General features: G+C 70.2%; 11 protein-coding genes and 1 pseudogene. 7 read left to right on the plus strand and 5 right to left on the minus strand.

Annotated features, from left to right (window positions below):
- The first annotated feature begins 57 nt into the window (after nucleotides 1-57).
- Nucleotides 58-1,308: an ammonium transporter gene (locus tag MQH10_RS25415; protein ID WP_336605237.1), complete on the plus strand. Its 1,251-nt coding sequence runs from the start codon at nucleotides 58-60 to the stop codon at nucleotides 1,306-1,308.
- Between the two features lie 73 nt (nucleotides 1,309-1,381).
- Here MQH10_RS25415 and MQH10_RS25420 read toward each other — a convergent pair whose 3' ends face one another.
- The 5 genes from MQH10_RS25420 to MQH10_RS25440 all read right to left on the minus strand — a co-directional run bounded on the left by MQH10_RS25420 (nucleotide 1,382) and on the right by MQH10_RS25440 (nucleotide 7,169).
- Nucleotides 1,382-1,891, minus strand: a complete 510-nt coding sequence (locus MQH10_RS25420; RefSeq protein ID WP_242566762.1) for a hypothetical protein — start codon at nucleotides 1,889-1,891, stop codon at nucleotides 1,382-1,384.
- A 187-nt stretch (nucleotides 1,892-2,078) separates the two neighbouring features.
- The gene (locus tag MQH10_RS25425; protein ID WP_242566763.1) at nucleotides 2,079-2,720 is read right to left on the minus strand and encodes a glutathione S-transferase family protein; all 642 of its coding nucleotides are present in this window, start codon (nucleotides 2,718-2,720) and stop codon (nucleotides 2,079-2,081) included.
- 66 nt (nucleotides 2,721-2,786) lie between these two features.
- Nucleotides 2,787-3,662: a 4-(cytidine 5'-diphospho)-2-C-methyl-D-erythritol kinase gene (locus MQH10_RS25430; RefSeq protein ID WP_242566764.1), complete on the minus strand. Its 876-nt coding sequence runs from the start codon at nucleotides 3,660-3,662 to the stop codon at nucleotides 2,787-2,789.
- A gap of 6 nt (nucleotides 3,663-3,668) precedes the next feature.
- Nucleotides 3,669-5,366 carry a tetratricopeptide repeat protein gene (locus MQH10_RS25435; RefSeq protein ID WP_242566765.1) on the minus strand — a complete coding sequence of 566 codons (1,698 nt, stop codon included), beginning with the start codon at nucleotides 5,364-5,366 and terminating at the stop codon, nucleotides 3,669-3,671.
- Nucleotides 5,367-5,495: 129 nt separating this feature from the next.
- On the minus strand, nucleotides 5,496-7,169 hold the full coding sequence (locus tag MQH10_RS25440) for an electron transfer flavoprotein-ubiquinone oxidoreductase (RefSeq protein ID WP_242566766.1): 1,674 nt from the start codon (nucleotides 7,167-7,169) through the stop codon (nucleotides 5,496-5,498).
- A gap of 142 nt (nucleotides 7,170-7,311) precedes the next feature.
- Between MQH10_RS25440 and MQH10_RS25445 the strand changes: the two genes are divergently transcribed.
- The 6 genes and pseudogenes from MQH10_RS25445 to MQH10_RS25470 form a co-directional block, all read left to right on the plus strand.
- Nucleotides 7,312-8,127 carry a uracil-DNA glycosylase gene (locus MQH10_RS25445; protein ID WP_242566767.1) on the plus strand — a complete coding sequence of 272 codons (816 nt, stop codon included), beginning with the start codon at nucleotides 7,312-7,314 and terminating at the stop codon, nucleotides 8,125-8,127.
- A gap of 7 nt (nucleotides 8,128-8,134) precedes the next feature.
- The gene (locus tag MQH10_RS25450; protein WP_242566768.1) at nucleotides 8,135-8,647 is read left to right on the plus strand and encodes a DUF1993 domain-containing protein; all 513 of its coding nucleotides are present in this window, start codon (nucleotides 8,135-8,137) and stop codon (nucleotides 8,645-8,647) included.
- Nucleotides 8,648-8,746: 99 nt separating this feature from the next.
- Entirely contained in the window at nucleotides 8,747-9,769 is a 1,023-nt protein-coding gene (locus MQH10_RS25455; protein WP_242566769.1) for a zinc-dependent alcohol dehydrogenase family protein, read from the plus strand.
- Nucleotides 9,770-9,779: 10 nt separating this feature from the next.
- Nucleotides 9,780-10,136, plus strand: coding sequence for a GFA family protein (locus MQH10_RS25460; protein ID WP_242566770.1), 357 nt, complete (start codon nucleotides 9,780-9,782; stop codon nucleotides 10,134-10,136).
- Between the two features lie 167 nt (nucleotides 10,137-10,303).
- On the plus strand, nucleotides 10,304-11,986 hold the full coding sequence (locus MQH10_RS25465; protein WP_242566771.1) for a lytic transglycosylase domain-containing protein: 1,683 nt from the start codon (nucleotides 10,304-10,306) through the stop codon (nucleotides 11,984-11,986).
- A gap of 403 nt (nucleotides 11,987-12,389) precedes the next feature.
- Nucleotides 12,390-14,234: pseudogene (locus MQH10_RS25470) on the plus strand (TonB-dependent receptor); the annotation flags it as partial.

The following is a 14,234-nucleotide window of genomic DNA, read 5'->3' on the forward strand; positions in this document are numbered from 1 at the left end:
CGGCTCCGGCGCCCGCCGAGGCCGCGCCCGCCGCGGCCCCCGCCGCCGCCGAGTCCGCTGGCCCCGGCCCTCCTCCCCCACCAGGTCAAGCTTGAGCTCGACACCGGCGGCGCGGCCTGGATCCTGACCTCGACCGCCCTCGTCCTGCTGATGACGATCCCGGGCCTGGCCCTGTTCTACGGCGGCATGGTCCGCAAGAAGAACATCATCGCCACGGTGGCCCAGTCCTTCGTGATCACCTGCCTGGTGACCGTGATCTGGATGGCCGGCACCTATGGGCTCGCCTTCGGCTTCAACGACAGCGAGGCCCTGCAGCCCTATATCGGCAGCTTCCGGACCTTCTTCCTCGCGGGCGTGACCACCGAGACGGCCTATACCGCCGCCAAGGGCCTGCCGGAGATGCTCTGGATCACCTACCAGATGACCTTCGCGATCATCACCCCGGCCCTGATCGCCGGCGCCTTCGCCGAGCGGATGAAGTTCTCCGCCCTGCTGCTGTTCATGACCCTGTGGTCGATCTTCGTCTACGCGCCCGTCTGTCACTGGGTGTGGGGCGGCGGCTTCCTCTCCAAGATGGGCGTCCTCGACTTCGCGGGCGGCACCGTCGTTCACATCAACGCCGGTGTGGCCGGTCTGATGTGCGCCCTCGTCATGGGCAAGCGTAAGGGCTACGGCACCGAGAACATGGCGCCGGGCAACCTGGTCTTCACGATGATCGGCGCCTCCCTGCTGTGGGTTGGCTGGTTCGGCTTCAACGCCGGTTCGGAATGGGCCGCTGACGGCATCGCCTCCGCCGCCATGCTGAACACCCAAGTCGCCACCGCCGCGGCCGCCCTGGCCTGGATGGTCGTCGAGTGGGTCGAGCGCAAGAAGCCCGGCATGCTGGGCCTGGCCTCCGGCGCCGTCGCCGGTCTGGTCGCCATCACCCCGGCCGCCGGCTTCGTGAACCCGCAAGGCGCTCTGATCATCGGCATCGTCGCCGGCGCGGTCTGCTACGTCGGCGCGGTCTGGCTGAAGCGCATCTTCAAGTATGACGACAGCCTCGACGCCTTCGGCGTGCACGGCATCGGCGGCATCGCCGGCGCCCTGCTCACCGGCCTGCTGGCCGACCCGGCGATCAACGCTCTGGGCAAGGACCACAGCGTCCTGACCCAAGCCAAGGGCATCGCGGTGACCGCTGGCTGGACGGCCATCGCCACCCTGGTGATCCTGATGATCTGCAAGTTCACCACCGGCCTGAAGGTCTCGGAAGAAGGTGAAGTCGAAGGCCTGGACATGGCCCTGCACGGCGAAGCCCTGCACGAATAGTCCAAGCCGACACGAGGAGAGTTGGGAACGGGGGTCCTTCGGGGCCCCCGTTTTCGTTTGGGGGTGTGGGCGCTCAGGCCAGGATCAGGACACCCCGTTTCAGGTCCTCGAACAGCTGCTGGCTGAGCTGCGCCTGGGCCTCGGAATCGTCCCCCGATGATCCGCCCCAATCGGCAAGTTGCTCGGCGGCGGCGGCCGCCACGGACTCCGCCGAGTGAATGAGGCTCCCGGCTTCCAGGGCCCGGAACAGGTCGTCCGACGAGATCGCCAGGACTGCCGCGCGGCCTTCCTGGTTGATGGACTGGGCGATCCGCCGATCCTCGGTGAGGACCGCCAGCGCCGCCTCACCACCCAGGTCCACCCGTCCCTGGCGCGACGACGGGTCGAGCAATCGCACCCGCGTCCGGTTGGCCTCAAACCAGGCGTGCAGGGCGAAGGCGACCGGCTCCGATCGGTTGTCGGTCAGGCGCCGCCAGACCTCCATCGGCACGGCGAAGGGGTAACTGACCACCGGCAGCACCCCCGCGACCGCCAGCAGGGCGAGCGAGCGGGGGTCGATGACGACGACAAGGACACCATCCATGGCAGGGCCTCAGCTCAGGTTCAGGCGACCGGGTCCACCCTAGCCGCTCCACCCCAGGCTGTCATCGCCCGTCAGCCTCGCCACGCGAGAGCCGCTCAGGCGGCGCGTCCGCGCCCTCCAAACACCGCTCATCCCCGCGAAGGCGGGGATCCAAGCCGCGCCCTTGGCGACGCCGCGCCCCAGTCGCCTAGCCGCCGGACCGCGCCGCGTCCGCCGCTTCGAACTGGGCCACCTGTTCCGCCTGGACTTTCTTGAAGGCGGGACGATCCGTCAGCCTCGCGACATAGGCCTCGGTCGCCGGCCGGTCGCCCAGGGCGCGGACTTCGCCGACCCGCAGGACATCGGCCATCAGCAGGTCCGCGACGGTGAAGCGGCCCGCCGCCAGCCACTCGCGCTCCGCCAGGGTCCGCTCAATGGCCGCCAGGCGCTGCTCCAGCCAGCCGGTCAGCGGATTGTCGGCCGCGCCGGAGATCTTCAGGAACCACCATGGCACGCTGGCCATCTCGATGGAATTCAGCGCCGCGATGGTCCACTGCAGGGTTTCGGCCTCGCAGACCGGATCGCGCGGCATCAGGCGCTCGCTCTTGCGCGCCAGGTGCAGCAGGCCGGCCCCGCTCTCGAAGATCTTCACCTCGCCGTCGTCCAGATAGGGGACCTGGCCGAAGGGTTGGCGGGCGAGGTGGTTGGTCTCGCGCCCGTCGAAGGGCACGGTGCGCACCACATAGTCGAGCCCCGCCTCCTCGCAGGCCCACCTCAACCTCAGGTCCCGCACAAAGCCGCGCGGGCCCGGCGGAACCCAGTCATAGGTCCAGAGGATCAGTCCGGTCATCTCGGTCGTCCCTTCGCGTCCTCGCCCCGGGAAGGTTCCGGGCGGGAGCGACATCGGTCAAGGGCTCTAGGCCCAGGGCCCGCCCAGCCGGCAGCGCTCGACCCACCAGTCGGGGCGCATGGCCTCGATCCGTTCGGCCAGGGTCTCGGCCTCATAGTCGCCGGCGCACAGGGCGAAGCAGGTCGCCCCCGATCCGGACATCCGGGCGATCAGGGTCTCGGGTTCGTCGGCCAGCGTCGCCAGCACGTCGCCCACGGCGGGCGCGAGCGCCAGGGCCGGCGGCTCCAGGTCGTTGCGGGTGAGCCTGAGCCAGCCCGCCAGTTCCTCCACGCTCTCGAAGGCCTCGGGCATCGGCGGCGGCGTAACGTCGGAAAAGGCGCCCGAGCCGTCGAGCCCGCGATAGACGGCGGGCGTGGAGACCGCGACGCCCGGATTGACCAGCACGGCGTCGATCGCCGGCAGGCCGGGCGCCGCCGACAGCCGCTCGCCCCGTCCCTCGGCCAACACGGGACGTCCCCAGAGGCAGGCCGCGCCGTCCGCGCCCAGGGAGGCCGCCACGGCCTCCAGCGCGGCGTCGGCCATGTCGAGGCTCCAGGCCTCGCGCAGCAGCCTCAGCGCCGCCCCCGCGTCGCTGGAGCCGCCGCCCAGGCCTGCGGCCACGGGCAGGCGCTTTTCGAGGATCAGGCCCGGCATGGCGTGCAGCCCCCCGGCCTGGGCCAACAGGGCGCGGGCGGCGCGCAGCACCAGATTGTCGCCCTCGCCCGCCAGGGCGGCGGCATGGGGGCCGCGCAGGGTGAAGCCCCCGGTCTCGGTCAGCCCCACCCGGTCGCCCAGGTTGGCGAACACCATCAGGCTGCACAGCGGATGATAGCCGTCTGCCGTCGGCGGCCCGACGTGCAGGAAGAGATTGATCTTGGCCGGCGCGAGGGCTTCGGCGGCCATGGCCGGCTACTGCGCGGCGATCTTGGCCGGCGCGGCGGGGCCGACGCCGGAGGCGATCTTCGTCTCCACCTCGGCCTTCAGCTTGGCGTCGGGGGCGAGCGTCAGGACCCGACGCCATTGGAACATGGCCTCGTCCCGGCGGCCGACCTGCCAATAGGCGTCGCCCAGGTGGTTGTTGATGTCAGGATCGCCGGCCTCTTGCTCGACGGCCTCTTCCAGGGTCTCGACCGACTTCTTGTAGTCGCCCAGCCGGTAATAGGCCCAGCCCAGGCTGTCGATCATGGCGCCCGAGCGCGGGTTCTGGCCGACCGCCTTCTGGACCATGGCCAGGGCCTCGGCCAGGTGCTGGCCCCGGTCGATCCAGGAATAGCCCAGATAGTTCAGCAGCTCGCTGTCGTCCGGCTGCTGCTTCAGGGCGGCCTGAAGGTCGCGTTCGCCGTCGGCCCAGCGGCCGGCCCGGTCATAGGCGACGCCGCGGGCGTAGAGCAGGCGCCAGTCCGGATCGCCGGCGATCACGCCCGTCAGCACCTCGGCGGACTCGGCGAACTTTTCGTTGGCGCGCAGCAGGTCGGCGAGCGTCACCTGGGCCTCCTGGCCGGCGCCGGGGGCGGCCGCGGCGGCGCGGGCCAGCTTCAGGGCGGTCTCGCCATCGCCGGCGTTCTGATAGCTCCAGGCGAGCTTGGCCTGGGCCGCGCCGAATTCCGGCGAGCCGGGCTTGGGCACGCCATAGGCGGCGCGGGCGGCCTCGGTGTCGCCGGCGGCCTCCATCATGTCGCCGACCATCAGCCAGGCCTCGTTGCGCTGGGGATCCAGGCGCAGGGCCAGCCGCAGATAGGTGAGCGCGAACTGGGTCTGCTTGGCCGACATCATGCCCGCCGCCGGGGCGATCAGGGCGGCGGCGGCCCCCTGCTTGAGATTGGGCGCGGGCGGCGGCGCCTTGCCCGAGGCGGCGCGATCGCGGGCGGCCTTCAGGACGGAGTTCTGCGGCTCCTCGGCCAGGCCCTTGTTGTAGATCGCCTGGGCGTCGACCCGGCGGCCGCGCCGCTCGAGGAAGCCGCCATAGGCCAGGATGACCATGTCGCCCGGGGCGTCGCCCTTGGTCAGCTCTTTGAAATCCGTCTCAGCCTCGTCATAGCGACGCGCCCGCTCGTAGAGATAGGCTTGGCCCAGCAGGCCGAAATAGTCGACCACACGGTCGCCGCGCACCTGCGGGCGGACCAGAGAGCCGTCGGTGTCCCCGGCCATGGCCGCGGCCCAGGGGGCGAGCAGCACGCCGGCCGAGCGATGCACGAAGCCCAGGTCCTCGCTGCGCAGCAGCGGCTGGGCGATCTTGGGCTTGCCTTGCGCCATGGCCTCGACGGCGACCACCAGCCGGCCCAGGCGCTTGCCGTTGTCCGAGGCGTCGGGACCGGACGGCGCCATCTGGGCGGCGCGGGTGATGTCCCCGGACAGGACCGCGGCCGTGAAGGCCCGCTCGGCGATCAGGCCGGTGTCGCCCTCGGCCTCGGCTGCCATGTTGAAATAGCTTGCCGCCTGGCTGCTGCGCCCGTCGTTCAGCGCGCCTTGGCCCGCCAGGAACAGCCCATAGCTCGAGGCCGGCCCGTCCAGCATGTCGGTGGCGAGGCTGGGTTGGGTCGTGGCGCAGGCGCCCAGCAACAGGGCGGGGGCGACGAGGCCGGCGAGAGTCAGGGCGGGGTGACGCATGTCAGGGAATCTCTGCGGTTTCCGGGCCGGCCGCAAGCGCGACCATCCCTTTCGGACCAGGGTCTGGCAGGCGATTCCGCTTTTTGTAGGTCCGCGGGCGGAAATTCCCGCCCGCGGACCTACGCAAAATCACATGTTCGGATAGTTCGGGCCGTCGCCGCCCTGGGGCGTGGTCCAGTTGATGTTCTGCGACGGATCCTTGATGTCGCAGGTCTTGCAGTGGACGCAGTTCTGGAAGTTGATCTGGAACTTCGGGTTCTGGCCCTGCTCGTCATAGAGCACTTCATAGACGCCCGCCGGGCAGAACAGCCGCGCCGGTTCGCCATACTTGGGCAGGTTCACCGAGATCGGGATCGAGGGATCCTTCAGCTTCAGGTGGGCCGGCTGGTTCTCGTCATGGTTGGTCGAGGACAGGAACACCGAGGACAGCTTGTCGAAGCTGATCACCCCGTCCGGCTTCGGATACGAGATCGGCTTGTAGTCCTTGGCCAGGCCCGTCGAGGCCGCGTCGGTCTTGTCGTGCTTCATCGTGCCGAAGAACGAGAACCCGCCGGTCAGATGGGTGACCCACATGTCGAACATGCCGACCGCGCCGCCCATGAAGGTGCCGAGCTTGCCCAGCAGCGGCTTGGCGTTGCGGACGACCTTCAGCTCCTTGGCGACCCAGCTGTTCTCGAAGGCGGCCTGATACTCGACCAGCTCGTCGCCGCCGCGGCCCGCGGCCAGGGCCTTGAAGGCCTCCTCGGCGGCCAGCATGCCGGTCTTCATGGCGTTGTGGCTGCCCTTGATACGCGGCACGTTCACGAAGCCGGCCGAGCAGCCGATCAGCGCGCCGCCCGGGAAGGTCAGCTTGGGGATCGACTGATAGCCGCCCTCTGTGATGGCCCGCGCGCCGTACGAGATGCGGCGTCCGCCTTCCAGGTGCGGCCTGACCGAGGGGTGGTGCTTGAACCGCTGGAACTCGTCGAAGGGCGACAGCCAGGGGTTCTTGTAGTTGAGGTGCGTCACATAGCCGATCGACACGTAGTTGTCGCCGAAGTGGTACATGAAGCTGCCGCCGCCGGTCTTGTCGTCCAACGGCCAGCCGGTGGTGTGCTCGGCCAGGCCCGGCTTATGCTTCTCGGGCGGCACCTGCCACAGTTCCTTGATGCCGATCCCGAACTTCTGCGGCGACTTGCCGTCCGACAGGTCGAACTTGGCGATCAGCTGCTTGGCCAGGGAGCCGCGCACGCCTTCGGCGATGAACACGTACTTGCCGTGCAGCTCCATGCCGGGCTGATAGTCGGCGGTGGGCTGGCCGTCCTTGCCGATGCCGACCACGCCCACGATCACGCCCTTGAGCGACCCATCGTCGTTCCAGACCATGTCGGAGGCGGCGAAGCCCGGATAGATCTCGACGCCCAGCTCCTCGGCCTTGCCCGCCAGCCAGCGGCAGACGTTGCCGAGCGAGGCGATGTAGCAGCCGTCATTGTGCATGAACGGCGGCAGGGCGAACATCGGCAGGGACAGTTCGCCCTGGGGACCGAGGATCAGGAACCGGTCCTGGGTCACCGGCGTCTCCAGCGGCGCGCCCTCTTCCTTCCAGTTCGGGAAGAGTTCGGTCAGGGCCTTGGGATCGATCACCGCGCCCGACAGGATGTGGGCGCCGACCTCGGAGCCCTTTTCCAGCACGGCCACCGAAATCTCGGTCCCGGCCTTCTCGGCCAGCTGCTTCAGGCGGATCGCGGCCGACAGGCCGGCAGGCCCGGCGCCGACGATGACCACGTCGTATTCCATCGCTTCGCGTTCGACGGCTTCGCTCATGACCCCTCAAGCTCCCGATTTTTCCGCCCGCGCCCACAGGCGTGTGCGAAGCGGCGTTGATCCCTTGGCCCGCTTATCGTTAGCTAGCGCGCGTGCGGTCAAGGGCGAACTCCTACGCTGTACGAATTCGGACCCCCAATAGATGACCCCACATCCCGCCGCCGTCGCCGAAAGCCTGCTCGCCTTCTGGGCGGAAGCGGGCGTCGACGCCATGCTGCTGGATGCGCCAATTGACCGCATCGAGGCCGGCAAGTTCGTCCAGCCCAAGCCGCCGGAAAAGAAGCCGCTGATCGCCGCGGCGCGCGCCGTGGTCAACGCCGGCCCCGACATCTCGGCCAGCGTCGCCGTCGCCCAGTCCCTCGCCGCCGCCGCCCAGGACCTCGACCAGCTCAAGGCCGCCATCGCCGCCTTCGACGGCTGCCCGCTCAAGTTCGAGGGGGCGGCCCACCAGGCGGTCTTCGCCCGCGGCGTCCCCGACGCTCCCCTGCTGATCATCGGCGAAGGTCCGGGCGCCGAGGAGGACCAGCACGGCGAGCCCTTCGTCGGCCGCGCCGGCCAATTGCTGGACAAGATGCTGGCCGCCGCCGGCCTCACCGGCCGGGTGTTCATCACCAACACCGTCTTCTGGCGCCCGCCCGGCAACCGCGCGCCCACCGCCGCCGAGCAGGCCGTCTGCGCCCCCTTCCTGGAACGCGCCATCCAGCTGGTGAACCCCAAGATGCTGCTCCTGGTCGGCGGGCCGGCCGCCAAGTCCATGCTGAAAAAGGAAGAGGGCATCCTCGCCCTGCGCGGCCGCTGGTTCGAGTGGAAGAGCGCCGACCAGGCCCTCGAGATCCCGGCCATGCCGACCCTCCACCCCGCCTTCCTGCTCCGCCAGCCCGGCGCCAAGAAGAAGGCCTGGAGCGACCTGCTGACCCTGACCGAGCGCCTCGACCGCCCGCATCGCCCGGAGGCCTGACCCGCCCATGCCCGCCGTCACCCTCGCCACCTTCGCCGACATGTTCGGGCGCACCCTGGTGACCGCCGACCACCTGCTGACCAAGGGCGCGGCGTTCGCCGAGAGCCAGGGCGCCGACGCGGAATCCATCCTCGACTGGCGGCTCTATGAGGACATGCAGCCTCTGCGCTACCAGATCATGGTGATCTGCGACTTCACCCAGCAGTGGCCGGCCCGGGTCGCCGGCCTGCCGGTTCCGGATCCCGTCACCGACGAACTCGACATCCCAGGATTTCGCGCCGCGCTCGCCGCCTCGCGCGCCTGGCTCGCCGCCCTGCCGTCCGACGCCTTCGCGGGCCGGGACGAGGTTCCGCTGACCTATACGATGGGCACGGGCATGACCCTGACCTTGCCCTCGGCCCAATGGCTGACCGGCTTCGCCACCACCAATCTCTATTTTCACCTGACGACCGCCTACGCGATCCTTCGGGCCCGGGGCGCGCCCCTCGGCAAGGTCGACATGTTCGCCGGCGGGCTCTGAGCCGCCCTTCAGACAACCTCCGACCGCCGCCTCAATTCCTGGCGTCGACAGCCGGCCGCCCGGCAGGCTTCACTGCCTGCGAGATCAGGGAGCCCCGCCATGCAGGCCTATCGATTCGACAGCTTCGGCAGCCTCGACGAACTGCGCCTGCGCGACGAACCCGACCCCACGCCCCAGCGGGGCGAGGTCCTGGTCCGCGTCCACGCCGTCTCGCTGAACTTCCGCGACCTGGCCATGGTGCGCGGCCGCTATCCCCGCCCCTGCTATCCGGGCCTGATCCCTGCCAGCGATGCGGCCGGCGAGATCGTGGCGGTCGGCGAAGGGGTCAAGGCCTTCAAGCCCGGCGACCGGGTCATGGGCGCCTTCCATCCCCGCTGGTTCGGCGGCGACATGCCCTCCACCATCGCCGCCGACAGCTATGGCGCCGAGAGCGACGGCTGGCTCTGCGAGCTCAAGGCGGTCAGCCAGGAGGCGGTCGTCCCCCTCCCCGACAGCCTGAGCTATGAGGCCGCCTGCACCCTGCCCTGCGCCGGCCTGACGGCCTGGACGGCGCTCACCGGCCGCACGCCGATCCGGGCCGGCCACACCGTCCTGGTCCAGGGCTCCGGCGGGGTCTCCACCTTCGCCCTGCAGCTCGCCCGCGCGGTCGGCGCCACCGTCATCGCCACCACCTCCAGCGACCGCAAGGCTGAGCAGCTCAAGGCCATGGGCGCGTCGGCGGTGGTGAACTATGCGGCCGATCCCCAGTGGGGCAAGGCGGTCCGGGCGCTGACCGGCGGCCGGGGCGTGGACCGGGTGGTCGAGGTCGGCGGCCCCGGCACCATCGCCCAGTCCCTGAGGGCCGTGGCGCTCGGCGGCGAGATCGCCTCCATCGGCTTCCTGTCGACCGAGAACCCGGGCATCGACTTCTTCGCCCTGAAGATGAGCGGGGCCTCCATCACCAACATCACCGTCGGCGACCGCGCCGGCCTGATCGAGCTCACCCGCGCCGTGGCCCTGACCGGCCTCCAGCCGGTGATCGACAAGGTCTTCCCCTTCGACGCCGCCCGCGAGGCCTTCGCCCACCTGGAATCCGGCTCCCATATGGGCAAGGTCGTGATCCGCGGCCCGGCCGCGGCGTGAGGGAGCATCCATGATCACCGCCGTCTGCCATTGCGGCGCCGTCGCCCTGGAGATCGCCGAGGCCCCGACCGAGGTGACCGACTGCACCTGCTCCATCTGCCGCCGCTATGGCGCGCTCTGGGCCTATTATCCGCTGGACCAGGTGCGCCTCGTCCCGCCCGCCGCGGCCACCGACACCTACATGTGGGACGACCGCTCGATCGCGTTCCACCGCTGCCGGACCTGCGGCTGCGTCACCCACTGGTCGCCCGTCGACCCGGCCCGAAACCGCATGGGGGTCAACGCCCGGCTGATCCCCACAGCCGACCTCGCCCAGGCCCGCGTCCGCCACCTCGATGGCGGGGTGACCGAGCGCTATCTGGATTGAGCCCGATCCTCCGGGGTCGAGAGCGCACCCAAGACGCGAATCACCGGGGCGTGAGGGTCGCACGTGGCGAAACGGGGTTCCGTTAACGCAAACAAGCCATTACACCTGCCGGGTCTGAGGTTTGGGGCCACACGTCGACGCATCTGAGCGGACCGTGTGGAAGGGGCATGACGGCAAGCTGGCGTATCCGGATCGTGGCGCTCGCCATGATCTGCACCGGATTTTCGGGAGCCGCGGTCGCCGCGACGCCCCAGGTGCTCTCGCCTGCCGACGCCCAGCACTACGCCGCCGCCTTCGAGTCCGTGGATCGCGGCGACTATATCGACGCCGCCATGCAGGGCATCGAGATCACAGATCCGACCCTCAACGGCTACATCACCTATCGCCAGCTGATGCACCCGACGGCGCACAAGTCGAACTTCGACGAACTGGCCGACTGGCTGTCGCGCTATTCCGACCTGCCGCCCGCCGAGCGCATTTCCGGGCTCGCCGCCAAGCGCAAGCCGGTCGAGGCCCCGCCGCTTCCCACCCCGCGCCTGGCCGGAACCGACTGGGCCCAGGTCCAGCTGGTGGCCCCCGGCAGCGGCGGCCCCTTCGATCTCGACAACACCCGCCTGGCCCGCGAGGCCTTCTACAGCGGCGACCCCAAGCGCGCCTATGATGTCGGCAAGGCGGTCGGCGACCGCTGGATCGTCGGCATGGCGGCCTATCGCCTGCGCAAGTTCGACCAGGCCGAGAAGGCGCTGGCCCAGCTCGCCGACGACCAGGGCGAGGACCTCTGGGTCCGGGCCGGCGGCGCCTATTGGGCGGCCCGCGCCGCCCAGGCCCAGGGCCACACCGACGACGCCGTGGCCCATCTGCGCCTCGCCGCCGGGGCGCCCAACACCTTCTACGGCATGATCGCCGCCCGTCAGGTCGCCCTGCACGAGCTGGGCGATCCCATCCCGATGATCGAGAGCCCCACCGCCCCGCCCCGCGCGGCCGTGCTGGTGAAAGCCTCCTATTCCGGTCCCTCGGCCGATCTCACCCGCATGATGGCCGAGGATCCCCGCGCCCACCGCGCCGCGGCCCTGGCCCAGATCGGCCGCGTGCTCGAAGCCGCCCAGGAGCTGCGCGCCGGGGTGGCGCTGGCGTCCACCAACGCCGAGCGCGACCGATGGACCCGTCTGGCCGCCCTGATCAACGCCGGCCTCGCCGAGGACATGGCGACCGCCTCCTACGCCACGGCGCGCCGCCGGGCCGAGGCCGACTATCCGGTGCCCGCGCTCAAGCCGCGCGAGGGCTTCAAGGTCAACAAGGCCCTGGTCTATGCGATCGTGCGCCAGGAAAGCCGTTTCAATCCGGGCGTGGTCTCGCCCGCCGGCGCCGTCGGCCTGATGCAGCTGATGCCCGACGCCGCCGCCCACGTCTCCGGCGACACCCGCCTGCGCGACGACATGAGCCCGCTGTTCGACCCCAGCTACAACCTCAAGGTCGGCCAGGACTATCTGTCGTGGCTGATGAGCCAGGGGGTCGGCTACGACATCCTGCGCACCGTCGCCGCCTATAACGGCGGCCCCGCCACCCTGCAGAAGACCGCCGAGATGCTCGGCGACGACGACGAGAGCCTGATGGTCATCGAGTGCATGCCGGCGCTGGAGACCCGCAACTACGTCGAAAAGGTGATGGCGGCCTACTGGTCCTATCGCAAGAAGTTCGGCCAGGAGAGCGTCACCCTCGACGCCCTGGCCAGTGGCGAACGCTACGCCGACATCCGCCTCGACGCCGAACCGCCGCCGGTGGTGGAAAAGGTCCGCGAGACCAAGAAGTCCAAGGCCTCCAAGAGCACCAAGCGCGGCCGCAAGGCGTAGAGAGCCCCCCGCCGGGGCTCGTTGCAAGACACAGCGTTTAAAGGGTCGCGCTCCTCTCCCCCTTGCGGGGAGAGGGTAGGGTGAGGGGTGTCAGCGCAAACGCCGATTGATTTCGCGGTAGGATCTCAACCTCGAAACCGGCGCGCGCCGCGCTCGCACCCCCACCCCAACCCCTCCCCGCAGGGGGGAGGGGCTTTTGTGACGCCCCCGCTCGCCCAGCGCTGATATCGATGGCGGCACACGGAATTCCGCAGCGGTTCCTCCAAATCGCGCGAACCTTCAAGCCCCGAAATCCGCAACGCTCGCGCCACACGCCGCAAACATCTTGCAACACCGGCGTTCTATCTGCGGCGAAAGCCAGAACGGCCCCTCCCCCGACGCGACCAAAGCCAGGACCGCCGACTTGAACATCTCCCGCACCTACGGCTCCGGCCTCGCCGCGCGCCTGCTCGCCGGCTGCGCCCTGGCGGCCTTCGCCACGGCCGCCTGCGCCGCCGCCGCCCCGCCCACGCCCGATCCGGCCTCGGACAACGAGATCGAGGAGGTGGTGGTCGAGGGCAAGCTGACCCTGCCCGGCCAGGTGATCGGCGACATCGCCCCGGAGGTGACCCTCTCCCCGCGCGAGATCCGCGCCTATGGCGCCGCCAATGTCACCGACCTGCTCACCGCGCTCGCCCCCCAGCTGACCAGCGGCCAGGGCAATGGCGGCCGCCCCGTGGTGCTGATCAATGGCGGCCGTGTGTCGGGCTTCAACGAGATCCGCGACCTGCCCACCGAGGCCATCGCCCGGGTGGAGATCCTGCCCGAGGAAGTCTCGCTGAAATACGGCTATCCGGCCGAGCAGAAGGTGGTGAACTTCGTCCTGCGCCAGCGCTTCAAGGCCTGGCTGGCCGAGGCCTCGGCGACCGTCCCCACGGCCGGCGCCGGCGACACCGCCGCTGCTCACCTGGGCTCGCTCAAGATCCTCAAGGGCGAGCGCCTGCTGCTCGACGCCAAGGCCACCCGCACCCAGCCCATCACCGAGGCCGACCGCGACGTGATCGGCGGCGACGGGGCGGCGCGCACCCTGCAGCCGCGCTCCAACGACGTGACCCTCAACGGGGTCTGGGCCAAGCCCCTGGGCAATGGCGTCTCGGCCACCGTCAACGGAACCTTCGAGTCCACCGACAGCGACTCCCGGCTGGGGCTCTCGCCCTTCGCCACGGATGCCCTGAAGCGCCGGTCGGAAACCGAGGACGGCCGCCTGGCCGCCGCCGCCAATGGCGCGCTCGCCGGCTGGCAATGGTCCTCGACCGCCGAGGTCGAGCGCAATGTCGTGCGCACCAACACCGACCGCGCCACGGCGGCCGCCGCCTATACCGACACCACCCGCGCCGCCTCGACCGAGGCCCAGGCCGACATCGTCGTGAACCGCGCCCTGTGGCGGCTGCCGGCCGGCCAGATGGCCACCACCCTGACCGCCCGGGTCTCGACCCTCGACTTCCAGAGCGACGCCCTGCGCGCCGGGGTCAACCAGTCGAGCGACCTGACCCGCTCCATCGGCGAGCTGCGCGGCAATTTGGACATTCCGCTGCTGCGCCCCAGCCCCGACCTGCTGGGCGCGTTCGGCAAGCTCTCGGCCAATCTCAACCTGGGCTACCAGCACCTGTCGGACTTCGGCGATCTCAGGACCATCGGCTATGGCCTCAACTGGGCGCCGATCACCCCGGTGCGGGTGCTGGTCTCCTACAGCCAGACCGACCAGGCCCCCACCGTGAACCAGCTGGGCGATCCCGTCACCGCGACGCCGGGCGCCCGGGTCTTCGATCTCGCCACCGGCCAGGCGGTCGAGGTCACCCGCATCTCCGGCGGCAACGCGGCGCTCGACAAGGGCGAGCGCGACGTCTTCAAGTTCGGCGTCACCTACAAGCCCTTCGACAAGACCAACCTCAACTTCCAGGCCGACTATGTGTCGAGCCGCGTGCATGACGGCATCGTCGCCTTCCCCTCGGCCTCCACCGAGGTCGAGGACGCCTTCCCCGACCGCTTCGTCCGCAACGCCGCCGGTGTCCTCGTCCAGGTCGACGCCCGGCCGGTGAACTTCACCCTGCAGTCCCGCGATGAGCTGCGCTGGGGCTTCACCTATTCGCGCAATGTGGGGCCGCAGCCGACGCCGGAGCAGATCGCGGCCTTCCGCCGTCGCGCCGCCGAGGCCGGCGGAGGCCCGCCCGACGGCCCGCCGCCCCCCGGCGCAATGGGCGGCCCTCCC

It is taken from the genome of Phenylobacterium aquaticum (assembly GCF_022695515.1).
Classification (GTDB): domain Bacteria; phylum Pseudomonadota; class Alphaproteobacteria; order Caulobacterales; family Caulobacteraceae; genus Phenylobacterium; species Phenylobacterium aquaticum.

Excerpts from the sequence above, each read along its gene's own strand:
- MQH10_RS25430 (WP_242566764.1), bottom strand. The coding sequence starts at position 3,662 with ATGGCCGCCGAAGCCCTCGCGCCGGCCAAGATCAATCTCTTCCTGCAC.
- MQH10_RS25445 (WP_242566767.1), top strand. The coding sequence starts at position 7,312 with ATGACCCCACATCCCGCCGCCGTCGCCGAAAGCCTGCTCGCCTTCTGG.
- MQH10_RS25455 (WP_242566769.1), top strand. The coding sequence starts at position 8,747 with ATGCAGGCCTATCGATTCGACAGCTTCGGCAGCCTCGACGAACTGCGC.
- MQH10_RS25420 (WP_242566762.1), bottom strand. The coding sequence starts at position 1,891 with ATGGATGGTGTCCTTGTCGTCGTCATCGACCCCCGCTCGCTCGCCCTG.
- MQH10_RS25425 (WP_242566763.1), bottom strand. The coding sequence starts at position 2,720 with ATGACCGGACTGATCCTCTGGACCTATGACTGGGTTCCGCCGGGCCCG.
- MQH10_RS25435 (WP_242566765.1), bottom strand. The coding sequence starts at position 5,366 with ATGCGTCACCCCGCCCTGACTCTCGCCGGCCTCGTCGCCCCCGCCCTG.
- MQH10_RS25460 (WP_242566770.1), top strand. The coding sequence starts at position 9,780 with ATGATCACCGCCGTCTGCCATTGCGGCGCCGTCGCCCTGGAGATCGCC.
- MQH10_RS25465 (WP_242566771.1), top strand. The coding sequence starts at position 10,304 with ATGACGGCAAGCTGGCGTATCCGGATCGTGGCGCTCGCCATGATCTGC.
- MQH10_RS25450 (WP_242566768.1), top strand. The coding sequence starts at position 8,135 with ATGCCCGCCGTCACCCTCGCCACCTTCGCCGACATGTTCGGGCGCACC.
- MQH10_RS25440 (WP_242566766.1), bottom strand. The coding sequence starts at position 7,169 with ATGAGCGAAGCCGTCGAACGCGAAGCGATGGAATACGACGTGGTCATC.